Source organism: Streptomyces sp. x-80 (genome assembly GCF_046549095.1).
Taxonomy (GTDB): domain Bacteria; phylum Actinomycetota; class Actinomycetes; order Streptomycetales; family Streptomycetaceae; genus Streptomyces; species Streptomyces celluloflavus.
Window position 1 is genome coordinate 345008 of the sequence record NZ_JAJPWM010000008.1, and the last position, 20635, is coordinate 365642.

Here is a 20635-nt window from a genome sequence, read left to right on the forward strand (position 1 = left end):
ACCGTCATCACCGCGGATCGAAGTCGGCGGCCGCGTGCGCGTCGAAGATCCGCATCGCCTCGGCCGTCACCGGCCCCGGCCCGTCCGCGAGTTGGCGGCGGTCGACCCGCGTCACGGCCTGCACATCGCGCAGCGTGGAGGTCAGGAAGATCTCGTCGGCCCGCTCCAGGACGTCCAGCGGCAGATCGGTCTCCTTGGCGCCCGCCCAGGTGACGGTGAGGGCGCGGGTGATGCCCGCCAGACAGCCGGAGGACAGCGGCGGGGTGTGCAGTTCGCCGTCGAGGACGACGAAGACGTTGGAGCCGGTGCCCTCGCAGAGCGCGCCGACGGTGTTGGCGAACAGCGCCTCGGAAGCCCCCAGTTCGCGGGCGCGGGCGAGCGCGACGACGTTCTCGCCGTACGACGTGGACTTCAGGCCGCTGAGCGCACCGCGTTCGTTACGGGTCCAGGGGACCGTGACGGCGGCGGTGGTGTCGGGGCGGCGGTGCGTCTCGGCGAGCGCGATGACCAGCGTCGTACCGGATTCGCCGCGGTCCGAACCGAGCGGTGAGACGCCGCCGGTGTAGGTGATCCGCAGCCGGCCGAGCGCCATCGGGTTGGCGTCCAGGACGGCCGCGCAGCCGCGCCGTACTTCGTCCAGGTCGGGGTCGGGCAGGCCGAGCCCCCGGGCGGAGGCCGTCAGGCGCTCCAGGTGCCGGGTGAGGGCGAAGGCACGTCCGTGGTCGGCCTTGAGCGTCTCGAAGACACCGTCGCCGACCGTCAGCCCGTGGTCGAAAACCGAGACCCGGGCGCCCTCGGCGTCCCGCAGTCCCCCGTCGAGCCAGATCTTCATCGTCGTTTCCCTCCGCTCGCTTCGTACCGGCCAGACGCTACCGCGAGCAGCCGAGCGGCCTTCAACTCGGTCTCGGCCCACTCCCGCTCGGGATCGGAGTCCCAGATGATGCCCGCCCCGGCGCCGAAGCGCAGCACGGGGCCGCCGGGGGCGGTGCGGTCGATCCAGAAGGTCCGGATCCCGACGGCGAGCTCCCCGGTGCGGCGGTCCGCGTCGACCCAGCCGATGCCGCCGCAGTACGGGCCGCGCGGTGCGGTCTCCAGTTCGTCGATGATCCGCAGGGCGCTGGACTTGGGTGCCCCGGTCACCGAACCCGGCGGGAACGTGGCGCCGAGCAGATCCGCCCAGGCCGTCCGCTCGTGCCCCTCGGCCAGTTCGCCGCGCACGGTGGAGACGAGGTGGACGAGGCCGGGGTGCGGTTCGACGGCGCACAGTGCCGGGACGGTCACGGTGCCGGAGGCGCAGACCCGGCCGAGGTCGTTGCGGACCAGGTCCACGATCATCACGTTCTCCGCCCGGTCCTTCTCGGACAGGTCCGCGGCGGTCCGGCCGGTCCCCTTGATCGGGCCGGACTCGACGGTGCGGCCGGCGCGCCGCAGGTAGAGCTCGGGCGAGGCGGTGGCGACCTCGACGCCGTGGGCGGGCAGCCGGACCGTACCCGCGTACGGAGCGGGGTTGCCGCGGGCCAGCACCGCGGTCAGCGCGTCCACGTCGGCGCGGGCCGGGTCGGGCAGCGGCGCGGTGAGCACCCGGCAGAGGTTCACCTGGTAGACCTCACCGGCCGCGATGTATTCACGTATCCGCCGTACGCCCGCGGTATAGGCGCCGCGGTCCAGGGAGCTGTGCCAGTCGCCGGGCCTGGGACCGCGCCAGTGGCCAGGGGCGGGCTCATCGGCGGCCGTCGCGGGGCGGACGTCGCCGAAGCGGGCGCAGACCAGCCCTCCCTCGAAGTCCGCGACCACGGCCCACCAGCCCGTCGAGTCGAGGGCCGCGGGATCGCTGGTGACATCCCGCAGGTCGGTGGCTATCAGGCCGCCGAAGCGGGCCATCGCAGGGAAGGAGCGCACGTCAACGAGTCTATGGCGGGGCCCCGGCCGCCGCCGTGGGCGAGCGTGCAGCGCAGCACGCTGCACAAACGCGTTTTTGTACTGGCCCCGGAATCCGCTAGAGTTCAACACGTCGCCGGGACGCGAGAGCGCCCCGGAGGCCCGGTGACTTCCCGGACGTAGTCTGGGAGAGATACCTGCGGACGTAGCTCAGTTGGTAGAGCACCACCTTGCCAAGGTGGATGTCGCGAGTTCGAGTCTCGTCGTCCGCTCGATGTGGGGGATCTTCCCGAACCCCTTCACTCCTGGTGGAGTGGCCGAGAGGCGAGGCAACGGCCTGCAAAGCCGTCTACACGGGTTCAAATCCCGTCTCCACCTCCAAGGACGATTAGCTCAGCGGGAGAGCGCTTCCCTGACACGGAAGAGGTCACTGGTTCAATCCCAGTATCGTCCACTGGATCCCCGGTAATGGGGTATCCGTCCCGCGCGATTAGCTCAGCGGGAGAGCGCTTCCCTGACACGGAAGAGGTCACTGGTTCAATCCCAGTATCGCGCACGCAGTATCCACGGAGATCATCGAGATCCGTGGTCCCGAGGACGATTAGCTCAGCGGGAGAGCGCTTCCCTGACACGGAAGAGGTCACTGGTTCAATCCCAGTATCGTCCACATACAGGCCGAGGGCCGGAGCGATCGCTCCGGCCCTCGGTCGTTGTCCGGGTGGACCGGCAGGAGGGGGCGGCCGCTCCGGGCGCTGCCGCGGCGGGCCAACTCCTGTTGTCCCCCACCCGCTGAGTGGTGCGGCGCCGGTGGGCCCGGAATGCCAGATGGCCGGGCATCTCCCCAGATGCCCGGCCATTCCTGCCGTCCGCCGTACCCCCGTCCCCACGGGGTTCCGGTCCGAAGCCTGTCCCGGGCCGCTCTCCCGGGACCGGGGCGCTCAGCGCCCCAGCATTCCGACCACGGACGACGCCTGTGTGATGACGGCTTCCCAGCCGCCGAACACCACGGCCAGGAGGATCGCCAGCGGCAGCACCATGGCCACCGCGACGAGCGGATGGCGGGTGCCGGAGGACTGCCGGCCGCCGAACGCCGCGGCGGCCCTGCGCCCCTGCGTCCGGAGGGCCGCCCGTCCTGAGCCGTCCGCCATCGTCCCGCTCCTGTTCTGTGGCAGCGGCGGGCGTCCGACCTCGGGGGACGAGTACCGCGCCCGCCGCTTGAACTCCACATTAGGCATCCGGCGGGCGCCGGTCGTCATGCCGACGTATCGATTGCCCCGCCTCCAGGAGGATGACGGCACGGTGGGTGGTGTACTCCCCTGGGTGGAGACTGCGGGGCCGAGACCTGGGGACATCCCCGAGAGGACACCCGGGGGTCCGCCCCGCGCACCGGGGGTCCGCGGCGCCCGGCGGCTGGTGACTTCGCTCACTTCGGCCGCTCGTCCGCGTGCCGCGGCCCGCCCGGTCCGCCCGGCCCGGCATCGTGCCGTACGCCCCGGCCGGGCCTCCGGCCTCCCCGAAGCGCCCGGTCCAGCCATCTGTCGGTGCGTCAATCCGCCTGCGCCGTCAGATCCTTGAGATCCCGCACGAGAAGTCGGGCCGCACGGCGGCCGGTTCCGTCCCGGGCGTCGCGGATCCCGGCCGTCGCCGGCAATCCGGTTGCCGACGCATGCGCGGCCTATCAGCACAGCGCGCCGTCAATCCGTAAGCTGTGCGACGTCAGACGGTTGGCAGCGGAGTGGGGCCTCCCCACCGCAGGTAGGGGACGGACATGGCGATGATGCGGCTCCGACGCGAGGACCCGCGTGTCGTCGGCACGTTCCGGCTGCACCGCAGGCTCGGCGCGGGCGGGATGGGCGTGGTCTATCTCGGCTCCGACAAACGCGGGCAGCGGGTGGCGCTGAAGGTGATCCGGCCGGACCTGGCGGAGGATCAGGAGTTCCGCTCGCGGTTCGCGCGCGAGGTGTCGGCGGCCCGGCGGATCCGCGGCGGCTGTACGGCCCGGCTGGTCGCGGCCGATCTCGACGCGGACCGCCCGTGGTTCGCCACCCAGTACGTACCGGGGCCCTCGCTGCACGACAAGGTGAACGAGGAGGGGCCGCTGTCCCCGGCGCAGGTCGCCTCCGTCGGCGCGGCGCTGTCCGAGGGGCTGCTGGCCGTGCACGACGCGGGGGTGGTGCACCGCGATCTGAAGCCGTCCAACATCCTGCTGTCGCCCAAGGGGCCGCGGATCATCGACTTCGGCATCGCGTGGGCCACCGGCGCCAGCACGCTGACGCATGTCGGTACGGCCATCGGCTCGCCGGGGTTTCTCGCGCCGGAGCAGGTGCGCGGGGCCGCGGTGACACCGGCGACGGACATCTTCTCGCTGGGCGCGACGCTCGCCTACGCCTGCACCGCGGACTCACCCTTCGGACAGGGCAGTTCCGAGGTCATGCTCTACCGCGTGGTGCACGAGGAGGCGCAGCTGGCCGGGGTGCCGGACGCGCTGGCACCGCTGCTCGCGTCGTGTCTCGCCAAGGATCCGGCGGACCGTCCGAGCACGCTGTCGCTGTCGCTGCGGCTCAAGGAGATCGCGGCCCGCGAGGCGCACGGTCTGTCGGGCGACCCGGCGGAGGGCGGGGCCGACTGGGGGCGGGAGCGCCGTCCCGGTAGCCGGCCGACCGGGCAGCGGGCCGAGGAGTACGCGCGGCAGCACACGGTGCGCCGGGCGGCCGGCACTCCCACACCACGTCCGCAGGCGGCCCGGCCGCCGGCCCAGCGCGAAGCGCCGCCCCGGCCGGCCCCACCGGCGCCGGCGGCGGGCACGGACCCGCGGGCGGCCAGGCGGAGTACGGGACGGGTCCCGGCGGCGCGACCCGCCGCGCGCAAGGGTGCGCGCTCCCCGGTGCGGACGACGTCGGCCGGGCGCCGGCCGGGTCCCGACCGCCGGCTGCTGCGGCAGCGGATCACCGTGTTCGTGACCGTGACACTGCTGGTGGCGCTGGGGATCGCGGCGGCCCAGGGCTGCCAGGGGCCGACCCGCGGCATGGGGGTGGAGCGGCCGGCGGCACCGGTGTCCGCCCCGTCCACGGCCGGGACCGGGCAGCCGCCGGCGGACGGTCCGCGGACGGACGGCTGAGGACCGTCCGCCCGGTGCGTGCGGTCAGGCTTCCGGGCGGCCCGTCGCGACCGCGTAGAAGGCGACCGCGGCCGCCGCTCCCACGTTGAGCGAGTCCACACCGTGCGCCATCGGGATGCGGACCCATTCATCGGCGGCCCGCAGCGCGCCGGTGGTCAGGCCGCCGCCCTCCGCGCCGAGCATCAGGGCGGCACGCTCCAGGGTGTGCACAGCCGCCTCGTCGATGGCCGTGGCCCGCTCCGCAGGGGTCAGCGCGAGCAGCTTGAAGCCCGCTTCCCGTACCGTCGCCAGGTCCCTGGGCCAGCTCGCCAGGCGGGCGTACGGCACGGAGAACACGGCGCCCATGGAGACCTTCACCGAGCGGCGGTAGAGCGGGTCGGCGCAGTCCGGGGAGAGCAGCACGGCGTCCATGCCGAGGGCCGCCGCGCTGCGGAAGATCGCCCCGATGTTGGTGTGGTCGTTGACCGCCTCCATGACCACGATGCGGCGGGCGGTGCCGAGCAGTTCGGCGGCCGTGGGCAGCGGCTTGCGCCGCATGGACGCCAGGGCGCCGCGGTGGACGTGGTAGCCGGTGACCCGCTCGGCGAGGTCCGGGTGGACGGCGTAGACCGGGGCCGGTATCTCGTCGATGACGTCGCGCATGGCGTCGACCCACTTGGCGGAGAGCAGCATGGAGCGCATCTCGTAGCCGGCGTGCCGCGCCCGCCGGATGACCTTCTCGCCCTCGGCGATGAAGAGTCCCTCGGCGGGCTCGCGGCGGCGGCGCAGCTCGACATCGGTGAGTCCGGTGTAGTCGCTCAGGCGCGGGTCGTCCGGGTCGTCGACGGTGATGATTTCTGCCACGGGGAGAGAGTGCCTTGTCGGTGTCGGGGTGCCGAGGCCGCGTACGGGATCGGTTACCTGGGGGTGTGGGCGGCGACGGTGACGACGTCCCCGATGATGATGACGGCCGGCGGCCGGACGCCCTCGGCCCGTACGGTCTCGCCGAGGGTCGCGAGGGTGGCCTCGACGTGGCGCTGGGCCGCGGTGGTGCCCTCCTGGACGACGGCCACGGGGGTGTCGGCGGCGCGGCCGTGGGCGATGAGCGTGGCGGCTATGGCGCCGCTGTTCTCCACGCCCATCAGGACGACGAGGGTGCCGCGCAGTCTGGCGAGCGCGGACCAGTCGACGAGTGACCGCGCGTCGTCGGGGGCGACGTGACCGCTCACGACGGTGAACTCATGGGCCACCCCGCGGTGCGTGACGGGGATACCGGCGGCGCCGGGGACGCTGATGGAGCTGGAGATGCCGGGCACGACCGTGCAGGGGATGCCGGCCTCGGCGAGCGCCTGGGCCTCTTCCATACCGCGGCCGAAGACGAACGGGTCGCCGCCCTTGAGGCGGACCACGGCCTTGCCCGCCTTGGCGTGCTCGATGAGGGCGTGGTTGATGGCCTCCTGGGCCATGAACCGGCCGTAGGGGATCTTCGCGGCGTCGATGACCTCGACGTGCGGCGGGAGTTCGGCGAGCAGATCGCGGGGGCCGAGCCGGTCGGCGATGACGACGTCCGCCTCGGCGAGCAACCGGCGGCCGCGCACGGTGATCAGGTCGGGGTCGCCGGGACCGCCGCCGACCAGTGCCACGCCGGTGGTCCTGCTGCGGTGGTGCGGGGCGGCGAGGCTGCCGTCCCGCAGGCCCTCGACGATGGCGTCGCGTACGGCGGCGGAGCGGCGCGGGTCGCGGCCGGTGAGCACCGCGACGGTGACGCCCTCGCTGCGGCCGGTGGCCGGGGTCCAGGCGGTGGCGGCCTCCGCGTCGTCGGCGCGTACGCACCACACCCGGCGGTCCTCGGCCTCCTGCGAGGCCGCGGTGTTGGCCTCGGGGTCGTCGGTGGAGATCAGCGCGTACCAGGCGCCGGCGAGATCGCCCGCCTGATAGCGGCGGCGCTCCCAGCGGATCTCGCCGGTGTCGGCCATCGCCTCGACGGAGGGGGTGGCGGACGGGGAGATCAGCAGGACGTCGGCGCCGGCCGCGACGAGCGCGGGGAGCCGGCGCTGGGCGACCTGGCCGGCCCCGAGGACGACCACACGGCGGCCGGACAGCCGCAGTCCGACGGGGTAGGCGGCGTGTTCGGCGGGGTGCTCGGCCATGGCGGGTACGGCTCCTTGTACGGATGGTTCGGGTCGTCGCCGCTGCGGCGCCGAAGCGGCTGATGAGGGGTGGTGGGGCCTGGTGAGGGGTACGGCCCCGGCCCACAGCCTAGGGGGCTGTGGGCCGGGGGGCCGTGCGTGGGCGGGGTGCCGGTCAGCTCTTCTCGGTCACACCGGCCGAGTCGAAGGTGGCGACCTCGTGCATGGCGCGGGCGGCGCTCTGCACCACGGGCAGGGCCAGCAGGGCGCCGGTGCCCTCGCCCAGCCGCAGGTCGAGATCGACCAGCGGGCGCAGGCCCAGCTTCGTCAGGGCCGCGACATGGCCGGGCTCGGCGCTGCGGTGGCCGGCGATGCAGGCGGCCAGCGCCTCGGGGGCGATGGCCCGCGCCACCAGGGCCGCGGCACCCGCGCTGACGCCGTCGAGGATGACCGGCGTGCGCAGCGAGGCGCCGCCCAGGATGAGGCCGACGAGGGCGGCGTGCTCCAGGCCGCCGACCGCGGCGAGGACGCCGATGGGGTCGTTCGGGTCGGGCTGGTGGAGTTCCAGGGCGCGGCGGACCACATCGACCTTGCGGGCGTGCGTCTCGTCGTTGATGCCCGTGCCGCGGCCGGTGACCTCGACGGGGTCGGCGTCGGTGTAGACGGAGATCAGCGCGGCGGAGGTGGTGGTGTTGGCGATGCCCATCTCGCCGGTCAGCAGCGCCTTGTTGCCCGCCGCGACGAGGTCGCGGGCGGTCTCGATACCGACCTCGATCGCCTTCAGCACGTCTTCCTGGCTCATCGCCGGGCCGGTGGTGAAGTCGTCTGTGCCGGGGCGGACCTTGCGCGGCAGCAGCCCGGGGGTGGCGGGGAGTTCGCCCGCCACGCCGACGTCCACCACGCAGACCTCGGCGCCGACCTGATGGGCGAAGGCGTTGCAGACCGCGCCGCCCCCGAGGAAGTTGGCGACCATCTGGCCGGTGACCTCCTGGGGCCAGGGGGTCACTCCCTGGGCGTGTACGCCGTGGTCGCCCGCGAAGATCGCGACGGCGGCCGGCTCCGGGATCGGCGGCGGGCACTTGCGGGACAGTCCGGACAGCTGCGCGGAGATGATCTCCAGCATGCCCAGTGCCCCGGCGGGCTTGGTCATCCGCTTCTGCCGCTCCCATGCCTCGCCGAGCGCCTTGGCGTCCAGCGGGCGGATGCCCTGAAGCGTCTCCTGGAGGAGGTCGTGCGGGTCCTCACCGGGCAGCGCCCGGCGTCCGTACGTCTCCTCGTGGACGACCCAGGACAGCGGGCGGCGCTTGGACCAGCCGGCCTGCATGAGCTCGGGCTCGTCCGGGAACTCGTCGACGTAGCCGATACACAGGTAGGCGACGACTTCGAGGTGGTCGGGCAGGCCCAGGGCCTGGACCATCTCCCGCTCGTCGAAGAAGCTGACCCAGCCGACGCCCAGGCCCTCGGCGCGGGCCGCGAGCCAGAGGTTCTCGACGGCGAGCGCGGAGGAGTACGGGGCCATCTGCGGCTGGGTGTGCCGGCCGAGCGTGTGCCGGCCGCCGCGGGTGGAATCGGCGGTGACGACGATGTTGACCGGCGTTTCGAGGATCGCCTCGATCTTGAGCTCGCGGAACTGCTTGGCGCGGGCCTTGGGCAGCGACGCGGCGTACGCCTCGCGCTGCTCCATCGCGAGCCGGTGCATCTTCTCGCGGGTCTCGTCCGAGCGGATGACGACGAAGTCCCAGGGCTGGGAGTGGCCGACGCTGGGGGCGGTGTGCGCCGCCTCCAGGACGCGCAGCAGCACCTCGTTGGGGATCGGGTCGCCGCGGAAGCCGTTGCGGATGTCCCGGCGCTCGCGCATCACGCGGTGTACGGCGGCGCGTTCGGAGTCGTCGTATCCGGCGGCCGGTGCCGGGATCGGGATCGGGGCACCGCTGGTGTCCATGACGTTGTCCACGGGCGCGCCGTCCTGGGGCTGGGGCTGGGTGGGAAGCACGGCGCGGACGGGTACGCCGGCCGCATCGGTGGGTGCGGCGGCGGGGCCGGAGTCGGCGGTCACTGCCTCGGGGTGGGCCTGGTCCGCGACCGCGGACCGGTCGTCGTCCCGGCCCTCGGGCCCGGCGTCGTCCCGCTGCCGCGGGGGCGCGTCCGCGGGGGCCGCGTGCGTACCGCCGGCCGCCTGGGCCGGGATGCGGACGGCCGCCGGCGGCGGGTCGGCGAGCGGCTCGACGGCGCCGGGCTCCGCGGTCTCGACGGGCTCGGCGTCGGCGGGGAGGGGCGCTGCGCCGGCTTCGGTGACGGGCTCGGCGGCGGCTGCGGCTTCGGTGACGGGCTCGGCGGTCGGCACCGCCTCGGGCGCCGCGTCGGCCGGGGTGGCCGGTCCGGCCGGTGCGCCGGGGTCGTGCGGACCGGCCGGTACGGGCTGCCGCCGCCCGGCCGGGGTGTCCTGGTCCGGGTGCTGCGCGGGATCGGCCGGAGCCGCGCCGGGCGCGGCGGCCGGCGCGTCCGCGGTCTCGGTGGGCGCCCCGGGCTGCGGCAGCCCGGCGACCGGCTGCCGCGCCTCGGGCCGCTCTATGCCGGCCTGCTCCGGGACCGCGCCATCGTCGGCCGCGGGCTCCGCGACCGGGCCCTGGGGGGCGACGGCCGACGGCGGGACGGTCACGGCCACCGGGTCGGCGTCGGGCGCGGCCGGGGTAGCGGGCGCGGCGGGAGCCTCGGGCTCGGTTGAGGCGTCGGGCAGGGTCGGGGCGTCGGCAGGGGTCGGCGCGTCGGCCTGGGCCGCCGCGGGCTGCGATGCGTCGGCGGACGCCACGGGCCGGGCGAGCGGAGTGCCGTCGGCGGCAGCCTCGGGGGCCCCTGCCGGGGCAGGCTGCGCCGGGGCGACGAGCCGCGGGCCCTGCGGCGCCTGGGCGTCCTTCGGCGCGGGCGCGTCCTGCGCCGCCTGGTCGGTGTCCGGGTGCGCTTCGGCTTCCGGCTGCGCTTCCGCTTCCGGGTGCGCCTCCGCGTCGGCGACCGGCGCGGCAGGTTCGGCCTGTCCGGCTTCCGGTGCCGGGCGGTCGGCCGGCTCCCCGGCGGTCCCGTCCGGGGCGGACGGGGTGCCGGCGGGCGGGCCCGGCGCCTCGGCCTGGGCCGTCTCGGCGACCTGGGCCGTCTGGACGGCCTGGTCAGGGTCCAGGGCCTGCTGCGGGGCCTCGGCGGCCGCCGGGGACTGCGGGTGGAGGGCGACGGCATCCGGCACCGGCGCATCCTGCGCGGACGCTTCCGGTGCGGCTGCTTCCCGTGCGGATGCTTCCGGGAGGGCGGTCTCCGGTACAGCGGTGTCGGGCGTGACGGTCTCCGGCAGGGCCGTTTCCGGCACTGCCGTCTCCAGTACGGCGGCCGTCTCCGGCACGGCCGTCTCCACCCCGGCCTGGCCGGTCGCCGCCGCGTCCTGCGGCTCGGCCTGCTCCGGCTCCTGCTGTGCCGTGGCCTCGGGCGCGGGCTCCGCCGCCGGGGCCGCGGTCCGCGCCGCGTCCTCGCCCTGCGGTCCGTCCGTCACCGCCGTGCCGTCGGGCTCGCCCGGGGCGGCGTCGGCGGCGGGTCCGACGGCCTCGCCGTCCGCGGTCTCCCCGGCGTCCTCGCCCGGCGCCGGAACGGGTGCCTGCTGCGGCGCTTCCGCGGCCTGCGGAGCGACCTGGGCCGCCGCGCCGGTACGGGCGGTGGCTTCCTCGGCGGGTGCCGCCGCGGCGTGGCCGGCCGTTTCTGCCACCGGCGCCGCTACCGCCTGCGCCGATGCCTCGTTCCACGGCGGCATCCGGGACGGGATCTCGCCGAGCTGCGGGCCGGGCAGCGGGCCCTGGCCCGGGGCGCCGTACATCTGCTCGCTGTAGGACGACCGGTCGTAGGACAGCGCGCCGAACGGCTGCGCCGCGGGCGACGGCTCCCCGAAGGACTGCTCGGGGTACACCTGGGCGACGGGCGGCGGGCCGCCCATCGGCTGCTCGCCCATGGTGGTGGCGGGGGCGGCGTCCGGGACGTCGAGGTATTCGGGGGCGCCTGCCGGAGGGCCGGCGGGCGGCTGGGGCGCGGCGGCCGGGCCGCGGTCGGCGAGCGAGCGGACCACACCGCCGGTCGTCTCGGGGACGGGCGGGCCCATGTGCAGCGGACGGCGCGCGGGCGCGGCCGGTGTCCGGCCCTGCGGTGGGCGGACGGCGCCGAGGTCGACCGCACCGGAATCCCGGCCGCCGCTCTCGTGGTCACCGGTGTGCGCGGGCATCGGCGAGCCCGCGGCGCCCGGGGCGGCCGTGGCGTACGGTGCGTTCTGCTGCGGCTGGCGGGCCTGGACCTGCGGGTTCCCGTGCGGCTGCGGCTGGGGGGCCGGCTGCTCGCTCCAGGCGCCCTGGGCGCTCGGCATCAGGAGCAGATCGTCGTCCTCGGGGACGCCGTCGACCGGGTCGAGATAGGGATACGCCTCCGGAGCGGGGACGATGCCCGGCTGCTCCGTCGTTCCGGTGTCGACAGGGGAGGGAACGGCCGCCGGCTGCGGCTGCCCGGGATGTCCGCCTGCGTTCTCCGGCAGTCCCTCGCCCGGGACCTGGCCGGTGTCGGTCATGCGTACCCCTCGCCCATTGGTAGTGCTCCTTCCAGCCGCCCGTACGCCGCGCTCACCGGGGCGCGCCGACGCCTCGATAGCTAGAACGAGCGGGCCCGCCTCGCGGCACGTCCGCCCTCTAGAGCTTCATTTTCATCCAAAACCGCGGAAATTTCCGGATATTGGCGTACGAAGCCGAACGCGGAACGGCGGCGCAACGATCCGCCAGCCTACCTCCCACGGGTCGGCGACCCGGTCACGGGTGAGAAACGCGGTAACCGCTCAGCAGAAAGACGACGGCGCGCTCGCGTTCGACCCAGACCGAGGTGTCCAGGTCCACGGACTGGAGCAGCGCGCACTCGACGTCGTAGCCGCCGTCGGCCAGCGCACCCCCGAGTGATTCGGCCTCGTCCCTGGTCGCGGCGTGTGCCACGATCCGCTCCGGCCGGCGGGCGGCACAGGCGGCGATGACCGCCGCTCCCCCGCCGCCGACCCGCACCACGTCCGGCTCGGGGAGGTCTTCGAGGATCTGCGGCGCGCGGCCGTGCACGATCTGGAGCTGGACGCCGTGGCGGCGGGCGACCGCGGCGGTGCGGCCGCAGGCGTCCGGGTCGGCGTCCACCGCGATGACGGCGGCGCCGAACCGCGCGGCCTCGACGGCGGCGGCGCCGTTGCCGGAGCCGATGTCCCAGACCAGGTCGCCGACCCGTGGCCCGAGGCGGGCCAGTTGGGCGGTGCGCAGCTGGACGGACTCCCCCTCGTCCAGGACACCGCCGTAGGCGCGGGCCGGGAGTCCCCAGCCGCGCGGGCCGGTCGGATGGCCCACCTCGTGGGCGGCGATCCAGCCGGTCCCCTGGGCCGCGGCGCCGCCGGGCGAACCGCCGATGACGATGACGACGTTGGGGTCGCGCCAGTCGAGGTCGGCGGCCTTGTCGGAGGTGAGAACGGTCACCCGTTCCCGGTCGGTGCCCAGCGCCTCGCAGATGACGAAGGTGCGGTGGACGCCCGTCAGCAGCAGGGCGAGTTCGGCGGGGCCCGCGCCGGGCGAGGTGAGCACCGCGACCTTGGTGTGGGCACGGCAGACATTGACCGCGCGGCGCAGATCGCGGCTGTGGGCGACGACGATCTGGGCGTCGTCCCAGGGCATCCCGGCCCGTGCGAAGGCGGTGGCGACGGACGAGACGGCCGGCACCACCTCGACCTCCAGACCGTGTTCGGGGGCGCGCAGGGTGCGGACGACGCCGAAGAAGCCGGGGTCGCCGTCGGCGAGGACGACGGCGGTGCCGCGGTGCTGGGCGATGCGCCGGGCGGCCAGGCTCACGCTGCCGAGCCGGATCCGCTCGGCGCCCGGCGGGACTTCCGGCAGGGCGAGATGGTGGGCGGCGCCGGCCACCAGCGTCGCTGCGCCGAGGGCGGAGCGGGCGGCGGCGGTCAGTGCGGAGCCGTCCCATCCGATCACCGTGACCCGGTCGGCCATGCTCGTCAGTCTCCTGGGGCTGCTGTGGGTACGGGGCGGGGGCGGCAGGGCCTCGCAGGTCGTGCGGGTGCGCGGCAGGCCGAGACTACCCCGGGAGGCCCGGACCGGAGAGGTGGCGGGGCCTCAGTTCCACTCGGGGTAGGCGAATCCGTTCGCGTCGGCCATCCGGGCGGGGAGCCCGTCGAGGTCCTCGGGCAGCAGGCTCCACACGATCAGATCGGTGCGGATGTCCGTCCAGCCGCCGTCCTCGGTGCGGCTGCGGGCTATCCAGGCGTTGCGCAGTACGCCCTCGCTGATGCAGCCGACCTTCTGGGCGACCTGCTGGGAGGCGGTGTTGTCGGCCGGGGTGCGCAGCTCGATGCGCTCGAATCCGTGGTTCTGGAAGAGCCACTGGGCGACCGCGAGCACGGACTCGGAGGCGTAGCCCTCACCGCGCGCCCAGGGGGCGGTGACGTAACCGACCTCGGCGCTGCGCACCCGCCAGTCGGTGTGGTCGAGATGGACGGTGCCGACCAGCCGCTGGGTGAGGAACTCGGTGACGGCCAGGGCGATGCCGCGGCCCGCGGTGCGGACGGCGGCGGCCTGCCCGGTGGCCCAGGCGCGGGCGTCCTCGGTGGTGTAGGGGTGCGGCAGCGTGCTCCAGGCGGTGACGAGTTCGTCGCCCATCATCTCGGCGAGGGCGGGCACATCGGCCTCCTCGAAGGGGCGCAGCACCAACCGGTCCGTGCTGATGGAGATGTCCGGAAAGGTGGATGTCATGCCGCTGCTCCCACGCCGTTGACCGTATTGCTCGGGAGACGATTCGGGCCGTCGTCGCCGTGCCGGCACGGGCCGTCTTGACCGTCTTGACCGTCTTGAGTGCACCAGCATGCAGCATCCGCCCGCGGATGTGCCACGCGCGTGGGCCCCGGCCGCGCGCTGCGCGGGTCCGGGGCCCGTCCGTGATCCGTGCGGGCGGCCGTGGTACGGCGGCCGCCGCGGCGGAGGGGGCGTCAGCTCTTGACGGGACCGAAGGCCGGGATGACCGAGCCGTCCTTGTACTTGTCCTCCAGGAACTTCTTGACCTCGTCGGAGTTCAGGAGCTTGGCGAGCTTCTGGATCCGCGGGTCGTTCTCCCTGCCCTTCTTGACGGCCAGGAAGTTGGCGTACGGGTTGTCCTTCGCCTTCTCCAGGGCCAGCGCGTCGGTGGAGGGCTTGAGGTGCGCGCCGATGGCGAAGTTGCCGTTGATGACCGCGGCGTCGACGTCGGCGAGACGCGGCGCGGTCTGGGCGGCCTCCAGCTCCGTGATCTTGATGCCCTTGTTGTCCTGGACATCGGTGAGCTTGGCCTCCGCGCCGACGCCGGGCTTGAGGGTGATCACGCCGTTGTCGGCGAGCAGCTTGAGCGCACGGCCCTCGTTGGAGGGGTCGTTGGGGACCGAGACGCTGTTGCCGGCCTTGAGGTCGGTGATCTTGTGGATCTTCTTGGAGTAGACGCCGAGCGGCTCGATGAGGACGTTCACGACCGGCACGATGTCCGTGCCGTTCTCCTTGTTGAAGGTGTCGAGGAACGGCTTGTGCTGGAAGAAGTTGGCGTCCACCTGGCCGTCGTCGGTGACCTTGTTCGGGATCTTGTAGTCGTTGAACGGCTTGACCTCAAGCTTGAGCCCGGCCTTTTCGGCCAGGTTCTTCTTGACGAAGTCGAGGATGACGGCGTGCGGGGTGGGGCTCGCGGCGACGACGAGGGGGGCGTCCTTGTCGTTCTTGTCGGCGCTGGCCGTGGTGTCGGAGGGGGCGCTGCACGCGCTCGCGCCGAGGGCGACGGCGGCAGCGGCGGCGATGGCCACGGTGGTCTTGACGGTGTTACGCACGAAGAGTGCCTCTTTCTTGGTCACGCGCGTGCCATGAGTACGCGCGGAGGTACGCCCGGCAAAGGGTCCGGGCTCGTCCTGCGAGGTCCCCTCTTTACCGAGGGGGACACGAGGGGTCTACGGGGTCTTGCTGGCCTCTCGGGAGGCGGTCGGCGCGGTGGCGAGCTCGACGGGCGGCGCGGCCGCGGTCGGTGCGCGCCGCAGGCCGACGCGCAGCGAAGAGGGGGCCCGGGTGCCCCGGCCCGCGAGCCGGCGCACGATCAGGTCGCCGAGCAGCTGGACGAGGGTGACGAGGACGATCAGCTCCACGACGGTGACGATCATCAGCGCGGTCTCGTACTGCTGGTAACCGTAGGTGTAGGCGAGGTTGCCCAGACCGCCGGCGCCGACCGCACCGGCGGTCGCGGAGTAGCCGATCAGCGTGATGACGGTGGTGGTGATGCCCGCGACCAGCGCGGGCAGCGCCTGCGGGAGAAGCACCTTGAAGATGATCGTCCAGGTGCCGCCGCCCATGGCCTGGGCGGCCTCGACCAGCCCGTGATCGACCTCGCGCAGTGCGGCCTCCACCAGCCGGGCGAAGAACGGGATGGCGGCGATGGCGAGCGGGACGACGGCGCCGGTCGGGCCGATGGAGACGCCGACGAGGAACCGGGTGAAGGGGATCAGCACCACGATCAGGATCAGGAACGGAAGGGACCGTCCGATGTTCACGATCGCGCCGAGCACCTTGTACACCACGGCGTTCTGAAGCATCGCGCCGCGATCGGTCAGATGCAGCAGCACACCGATCGGGATGCCGATGAGTACCGCGTAGACCGTCGACCACCACACCATGAAGAGCGTGTCGAGGGTGTTGTTGTACAGCAGCGGCTGCATGTCGCTCCAGCTCACTTGGCACCTTCCTTGAGCGGCGAGGCGGCGGGCGCCGGGTTCGCGGGGGCGGGCACGGCGGCGTCGGCCGATGCTGTGGTGTCAGCGTCGTCGGCGTCGGCGACATCGACCTGGAGTCCCTGCTCGCGCAGGAAGCCGATGGGCACGACGTTCTCCTCGAAGCGGCCGGGCAGTTCGATGCGCATCCGGCCGATCTGCTTGCCGCCGACGGTGTCCATGGCGGCGCCGAGGATCGAGATGTCGACGTTGTACGTGCGCGACAGCTCGGAGATCACCGGGCGGGTGGCGGCCGCGCCGTGGAAGGTGATGTCGACGACCGTACGGTTCCCGTCCGAGGGCTCGCCGCCGACCGGGAACAGTTCCCGTGCCAGCTCGGAGCCGGGGGTGGCCAGCAGACCGGAGACGGTGCCCTGCTCGACGACGCGTCCGCCCTTCATCAGCGCGGCCGAGTCGCAGATCGTCTTGACGACGTCCATCTCGTGCGTGATGAGCACGACGGTCAGGCCCAGCTGGCGGTTGAGGTCGCGCAGCAGCTGGAGGATCGAGCGGGTGGTCTCCGGGTCCAGGGCGCTGGTGGCCTCGTCGGAGAGGAGCACCTTGGGGTCGCCGGCCAGCGCGCGGGCGATGCCGACGCGCTGCTTCTGGCCGCCGGAGAGCTGGGCGGGGTACGCCTTGGCCTTGTCGGCGAGGCCGACCAGGTCCAGCAGTTCCCGGGCCTTGCGGGCGCGCTCGCGGCGGTCGACCTTGAGGATCTCCAGGGGCAGCTCGACGTTGTCCTGGACGGTCCGCGAGGACAGCAGGTTGAAGTGCTGGAAGACCATGCCGATATGGCTGCGGGCGGCGCGGAGCCCGGCGTTCGCGCGCTTCCCGCGTCCGGCGAGCGCGGTCAGGTCCTGGCCGGCGACGGTGACCGTGCCGGAGGTGGGGCGCTCCAGGAGGTTGAGGCAGCGGATGAGGGTGGATTTACCGGCGCCGCTCTGGCCGATGACGCCGTACACCTCGCCCTCGCGGACGTGCAGATCGACGCCGTCCAGGGCGGTGACTTCGCGGTCTCCTGAGCGGTAGACCTTGGTCAGGCCCGTTGTGGTGATCACAGGGAATTCCGTCACTGTCGAGTGCTCGGTGGCTCGCCCACCGGGCACGGGGCATTCTTGCGAGTGCGGCAGGGGGGAACCCGGAGGGCGCAGGGCCCGGCTTCGGGTTCCGGTGACGCGGGGCTACCGGGTCTGTCATGGCGGACGGACATACGGCATGGGGCGATGGGTCTCGCTTCGGGGCGCGAGGCTCAGGCGGGGGCCCTCAGCGGTCACACATTCGACACATGCAACGAGCACCGGGCGTCGTGGTCGCCTCGGTCGCAAGGGTGCGGCTGCTCGTCGTGGTCATGTCGGCAAGTAAACCAGACGGGGGTGAGCGCCGAACAAGCCCGTCCGTATGACGGACAGGCCCGCCCGGCCCTTGGACAGCGGCCCGGTCCGCGCCGGCGGTCCGGCCGGATCCGGTCGCTGGCCTGCGCGGATACCGGGGACCAGGCGGCGGGGTGCGGCGGGGCGGGCGGGTGACCCGCCCGCCCCGCTGTGGTCAACGCCACGACCGGCGGGGCGGCGGCCGCCTCGGCGGGGCCGGACGCGGCCGCCGTGCGCGGGCCGTTTAGAGTCGCCTCATGCCCCACAACCCCACGGTGTGCCGCCGCGTCGCGCGGAGGTCCCGGTGATCGACGCGCTGACGCTCGTGGTCGGCGTGACCGCTCTCGCGCTGGCCGCCTGGTGCGGTTTCGCCGTGTACCGCGACCAGCCGACCAAGGACTGGCACTTCATCGGCATGGCCGTGGTGTCACTGCTCGCCGTCGTCCAACTGGTCATCGGCATCGTGCAGTTGGCGCGCGGGCAGTCGCCGGACAAGGGCACCGCCATCTTCGTGTCGTATCTGCTCGGGGCGGCCGCCTGTGTTCCCGCGACCGGGTTCCTGTCGCTCTCGGAGCGCACCCGATGGGGTTCGGCCACCGTCGCGGCGGGTGCCGTGGTGCTGGCGGTGCTGGAAGTGCGACTGTTCGACATCTGGGGAGGCGGCAGTGCCTGAGACCACGAAGGCCACCACGACCGACCGCACCGCGGGCACCGCGCCGGCGAAGCGTTCCCTGGGCACCGGCCCGGGACGGCTGCTGGTCACCCTCTACGGCGTCTTCACCGTCGCCGCCGCGTCCCGCTCCCTCTACCAGCTGATCGCCCAGTTCGACCGGGCCCCGCTGGCCTACAGCCTCTCGGCGCTCTCCGCGGTCGTCTACGGCTTCATCACCTTCTCGCTGGTGCGCGGCGGTGAGGGCGCCCGCCGGGCCGCGCTCGGCTGCTGCGCCCTGGAACTGCTCGGGGTACTGGGCATCGGCACCTGGACACTCGTGGACCCCGCCGCCTTCCCCGACGCCACCGTCTGGTCGGACTACGGGATGGGCTACCTCTTCATCCCGGTCATCCTGCCCGTCACCGGGCTGATCTGGCTGCGCCGGTCCCGGCAGGCGTGACGCCGCGGCCTCGGTACCGGGCCCACCCGTGCCACGGGCCCGGCACCGAGCCCGTCAGGCTCCGGCGGCGTACGCCTCGGCGGCCACCGGCTTCTCCAGTGTGGTCGGGCCGAGCCTGCGGGTGGGCTGTTCGGTGCCGACCGGTACATAGCCGTGGCTGCGGTACAGCCGCAGATCGCCCTCGCTGCGCCGGCCGGTCAGCAGGCGGTAGCGCTTGGCGGACCGCTCGGCGGCGAGCCGCTGTTCGACCGCGGCGAGCAGCCGGCCGCCGAGGCCGTGCCGTTGCAGCCGCGGGTGCACGATGAGTTTGGCTATTTTGGCGGTGCCTGTCGCGTCGACCGTGCCGCGCACCGATCCGACCACCTCCGCGCCGAGCCGGGCGACCAGCACGCAGCCGTCACCCAGTTCGGCCCGGAGCTCGGCCAGGCTCTGGGTGAGCGGCTCGATGCCGTAGTCGTCGTGCCGCGCGGCCTCCGGCTGATAACAGAGGTACTGGAGTTTGAGGATCTGCTCGGCGTCCTGGTCGGTAGCCGCAGAGATGGTCACGCTGGTGCCCATGCGCGTATGCCTCCCCTATTCGGGTCGCGGTTCCGGGCGCGCTGAGGGTTCCGTTCTCCGGGACACCCCCGAAGAGCCGGGGTACGCCCGGAGTGTTTCTGCCCTGACCGGCGGCGCCGTGCGCGGCACGCCGCCGTCCTGGCCTGGCTGACACTGCTCCTTCCGGAGTCCCCGGATTTCCGCGGCGGCAACCTCGGCCGCGAGCATTCTGCGCAGGCATTACGGACAACAGGAACAGACCGGCCGCAAGCTCCTCTGTGACATTCCCAACTCAGATGAGATGCCGGCGGGGCGGGCGGCCCGGAACCGCCCGCCCCGGTCCGTCAGCGCTTGCGGAACTCCGCGGCGGCCAGCAGCGCGGTGTCGGGGTTGTCGGAGAACAGGCCGTCGATCCCGGTGGCGAGATACGCCCGGAAGACGCCGAACGCGTCGCCGTAGGCGTTCGGGTCGGTGCCGCGGCGGTAGTCGGCCGGCAGGAAGGTGTTCTCGTTGCGGACCGTGTACGGGTGGAGCACGAGCCCGGCGGCGTGCGCGTCCTTGACGACCCGGGTGGGCTTGCCGAGCTTGTTGTCCTTGTCCCGCGGGATGATCACGGTCAGGTCCGGGCCGATGCCCTCGGCGAATCCGGCGATCCACCGCAGGCCCTGGGGCGTGATCAGATCGGCGACCGTGCGCGGGTCACCGGCCTCGACGAAGTCCCAGGGCCGGCTGGTGAGGGTGGAGAGCAGCACGACCTTGGGGCAGTCGACCAGCCGGCCCAGCCGCTGGATGCTGCCGGGCTCGAACGACTGGAGGAAGTTGGGCGAGTTCTTCCGGTGCCGGCCGTACGCGCGCAGCGCCTTGGCGATCCGCTCCTCCAGGCCCAGGCCCAGGCCCAGCTTGCGGAAGTAGGTGGGGTGCTTGGTCTCGATGTGCAGCCAGACCGGGCGGCCCCGCTTGCGGCCCTCCCGGTCGGCCCACCGGAGGACCTCGTCGAAGGTGGGCACCTCCCACCGGCCGTCGTAGAGGGTGTTGTGCTGCCGGTTGCCCGGTATGCGCTCCTTCGCGCGCAGCGTCTTGATCTCGGCGAGCGTGAAGTCCTCGGTGAACCAGCCGGTGAGCTGCTGCCCGTCGATGGTCTTGGTGGTCTTGCGGGCCGCGAATTCCGGGTGCGCGGAGACATCGGTGGTGGCGGTGATGTCGTTCTCGTGACGGCACAGGAGATGGCCGTCCTTGGTGGGCACGAGGTCCTGCTCGATGACGTCCGCACCCATGTCGAGGGCGAGTTGGTAGGAGCCGAACGTGTGCTCGGGCCGGTAGCCGCTGGCACCGCGGTGGCCGATGATCAGCGGGACCGGCAGCCCGTGGCCGGCGCCGCCGCGTTCACGGGCGCTCGCCTGCCCGGCGCCGCCCAGTACCGCCGCTCCCGCGCCGAGGGCCGCGGCCCCCAGCACCGTCCGTCGTCCCGGCTGCTCCCGCTTCTGCATGCCCGCGCTCCTTGCTCCGATGGTCTGTCCGCATCCGTCCGGATGTCCCGCGCCTGTCGATCGACAGGCGCGGACGGGCCGATCGTAAGCACGGCCGGGCCCCGTCGGGGAGACACCCGGCGACGCACGGGGGAACATGGGGCCAACACGCGTCAACTCTGCGTATCGGTCTTGTGTACCCGGTGTGCGAGCGGAGGTGACCCG

At 73.5% G+C, this 20635-nt stretch carries 16 protein-coding genes and 5 tRNA genes; 8 read left to right on the forward strand and 13 right to left on the reverse strand.

Features of this window, described 5'->3' with window-relative positions; genetic code table 11:
- Positions 1 to 7: 7 nt before the first annotated feature.
- Complete coding sequence (locus ACLJWH_RS18905; protein ID WP_411142885.1) at positions 8 to 832, reverse strand: aminotransferase class IV; 825 nt, start codon at positions 830 to 832, stop codon at positions 8 to 10.
- Entirely contained in the window at positions 829 to 1881 is a 1053-nt protein-coding gene (locus ACLJWH_RS18910) for a chorismate-binding protein (RefSeq protein WP_411142966.1), read from the reverse strand. Before ACLJWH_RS18910 ends, ACLJWH_RS18905 begins: the two co-directional genes overlap by 4 nt.
- 196 nt (positions 1882 to 2077) lie before the next feature.
- On the opposite strand from ACLJWH_RS18910, the gene ACLJWH_RS18915 reads away from it, so the two are divergent.
- The 5 genes from ACLJWH_RS18915 to ACLJWH_RS18935 all read left to right on the forward strand — a co-directional run bounded on the left by ACLJWH_RS18915 (position 2078) and on the right by ACLJWH_RS18935 (position 2545).
- Positions 2078 to 2150, forward strand: a tRNA-Gly gene (locus ACLJWH_RS18915).
- Between the two features lie 35 nt (positions 2151 to 2185).
- A tRNA-Cys gene (locus ACLJWH_RS18920) sits at positions 2186 to 2259 on the forward strand.
- A 1-nt stretch (position 2260) separates the two neighbouring features.
- A tRNA-Val gene (locus tag ACLJWH_RS18925) sits at positions 2261 to 2332 on the forward strand.
- A gap of 30 nt (positions 2333 to 2362) precedes the next feature.
- Positions 2363 to 2434 (forward strand) — tRNA-Val (locus ACLJWH_RS18930).
- 39 nt (positions 2435 to 2473) lie between these two features.
- A tRNA-Val gene (locus ACLJWH_RS18935) sits at positions 2474 to 2545 on the forward strand.
- Between the two features lie 271 nt (positions 2546 to 2816).
- Here the strand turns inward: ACLJWH_RS18935 and ACLJWH_RS18940 are convergent.
- Positions 2817 to 3026 carry a hypothetical protein gene (locus ACLJWH_RS18940; protein ID WP_411142886.1) on the reverse strand — a complete coding sequence of 70 codons (210 nt, stop codon included), beginning with the start codon at positions 3024 to 3026 and terminating at the stop codon, positions 2817 to 2819.
- 620 nt (positions 3027 to 3646) lie between these two features.
- Between ACLJWH_RS18940 and ACLJWH_RS18945 the strand changes: the two genes are divergently transcribed.
- Positions 3647 to 4996, forward strand: coding sequence for a protein kinase domain-containing protein (locus tag ACLJWH_RS18945; protein ID WP_411142887.1), 1350 nt, complete (start codon positions 3647 to 3649; stop codon positions 4994 to 4996).
- A gap of 24 nt (positions 4997 to 5020) precedes the next feature.
- Here ACLJWH_RS18945 and ACLJWH_RS18950 read toward each other — a convergent pair whose 3' ends face one another.
- From ACLJWH_RS18950 to ACLJWH_RS18985, 8 genes are all read right to left on the reverse strand, one after another.
- Entirely contained in the window at positions 5021 to 5839 is an 819-nt protein-coding gene (locus ACLJWH_RS18950) for a TrmH family RNA methyltransferase (protein ID WP_411142888.1), read from the reverse strand.
- Positions 5840 to 5892: 53 nt separating this feature from the next.
- Positions 5893 to 7125, reverse strand: a complete 1233-nt coding sequence (gene cobA, locus ACLJWH_RS18955) for a uroporphyrinogen-III C-methyltransferase (RefSeq protein WP_411142889.1) — start codon at positions 7123 to 7125, stop codon at positions 5893 to 5895.
- A 154-nt stretch (positions 7126 to 7279) separates the two neighbouring features.
- Positions 7280 to 11692, reverse strand: a complete 4413-nt coding sequence (gene cobT, locus ACLJWH_RS18960) for a nicotinate-nucleotide--dimethylbenzimidazole phosphoribosyltransferase (RefSeq protein ID WP_411142890.1) — start codon at positions 11690 to 11692, stop codon at positions 7280 to 7282.
- 235 nt (positions 11693 to 11927) lie between these two features.
- The gene (gene cbiE / locus ACLJWH_RS18965) at positions 11928 to 13148 is read right to left on the reverse strand and encodes a precorrin-6y C5,15-methyltransferase (decarboxylating) subunit CbiE (protein ID WP_411142891.1); all 1221 of its coding nucleotides are present in this window, start codon (positions 13146 to 13148) and stop codon (positions 11928 to 11930) included.
- A 123-nt stretch (positions 13149 to 13271) separates the two neighbouring features.
- On the reverse strand, positions 13272 to 13907 hold the full coding sequence (locus tag ACLJWH_RS18970) for a GNAT family N-acetyltransferase (protein WP_411142892.1): 636 nt from the start codon (positions 13905 to 13907) through the stop codon (positions 13272 to 13274).
- A 233-nt stretch (positions 13908 to 14140) separates the two neighbouring features.
- Complete coding sequence (locus ACLJWH_RS18975) at positions 14141 to 15022, reverse strand: MetQ/NlpA family ABC transporter substrate-binding protein (protein ID WP_411142893.1); 882 nt, start codon at positions 15020 to 15022, stop codon at positions 14141 to 14143.
- Between the two features lie 93 nt (positions 15023 to 15115).
- Positions 15116 to 15889: a methionine ABC transporter permease gene (locus tag ACLJWH_RS18980; RefSeq protein WP_411142894.1), complete on the reverse strand. Its 774-nt coding sequence runs from the start codon at positions 15887 to 15889 to the stop codon at positions 15116 to 15118.
- A complete protein-coding gene (locus ACLJWH_RS18985; RefSeq protein WP_411142895.1) occupies positions 15886 to 16983 on the reverse strand; it encodes a methionine ABC transporter ATP-binding protein in 1098 nt (365 codons plus the stop codon). The genes ACLJWH_RS18980 and ACLJWH_RS18985 overlap by 4 nt, the downstream gene beginning before the upstream one ends.
- Before the next feature lie 616 nt (positions 16984 to 17599).
- Between ACLJWH_RS18985 and ACLJWH_RS18990 the strand changes: the two genes are divergently transcribed.
- Positions 17600 to 17968 carry a hypothetical protein gene (locus tag ACLJWH_RS18990; protein WP_411142896.1) on the forward strand — a complete coding sequence of 123 codons (369 nt, stop codon included), beginning with the start codon at positions 17600 to 17602 and terminating at the stop codon, positions 17966 to 17968.
- Positions 17961 to 18407, forward strand: coding sequence for a hypothetical protein (locus ACLJWH_RS18995; protein ID WP_411142897.1), 447 nt, complete (start codon positions 17961 to 17963; stop codon positions 18405 to 18407). The genes ACLJWH_RS18990 and ACLJWH_RS18995 overlap by 8 nt, the downstream gene beginning before the upstream one ends.
- A 54-nt stretch (positions 18408 to 18461) precedes the next feature.
- Here ACLJWH_RS18995 and ACLJWH_RS19000 read toward each other — a convergent pair whose 3' ends face one another.
- Both ACLJWH_RS19000 and ACLJWH_RS19005 read right to left on the reverse strand, forming a co-directional pair.
- Positions 18462 to 18965, reverse strand: a complete 504-nt coding sequence (locus ACLJWH_RS19000; RefSeq protein WP_411142898.1) for a GNAT family N-acetyltransferase — start codon at positions 18963 to 18965, stop codon at positions 18462 to 18464.
- Positions 18966 to 19288: 323 nt separating this feature from the next.
- Positions 19289 to 20431, reverse strand: coding sequence for a glycerophosphodiester phosphodiesterase (locus ACLJWH_RS19005; RefSeq protein ID WP_411142899.1), 1143 nt, complete (start codon positions 20429 to 20431; stop codon positions 19289 to 19291).
- Positions 20432 to 20635 lie beyond the last annotated feature (204 nt).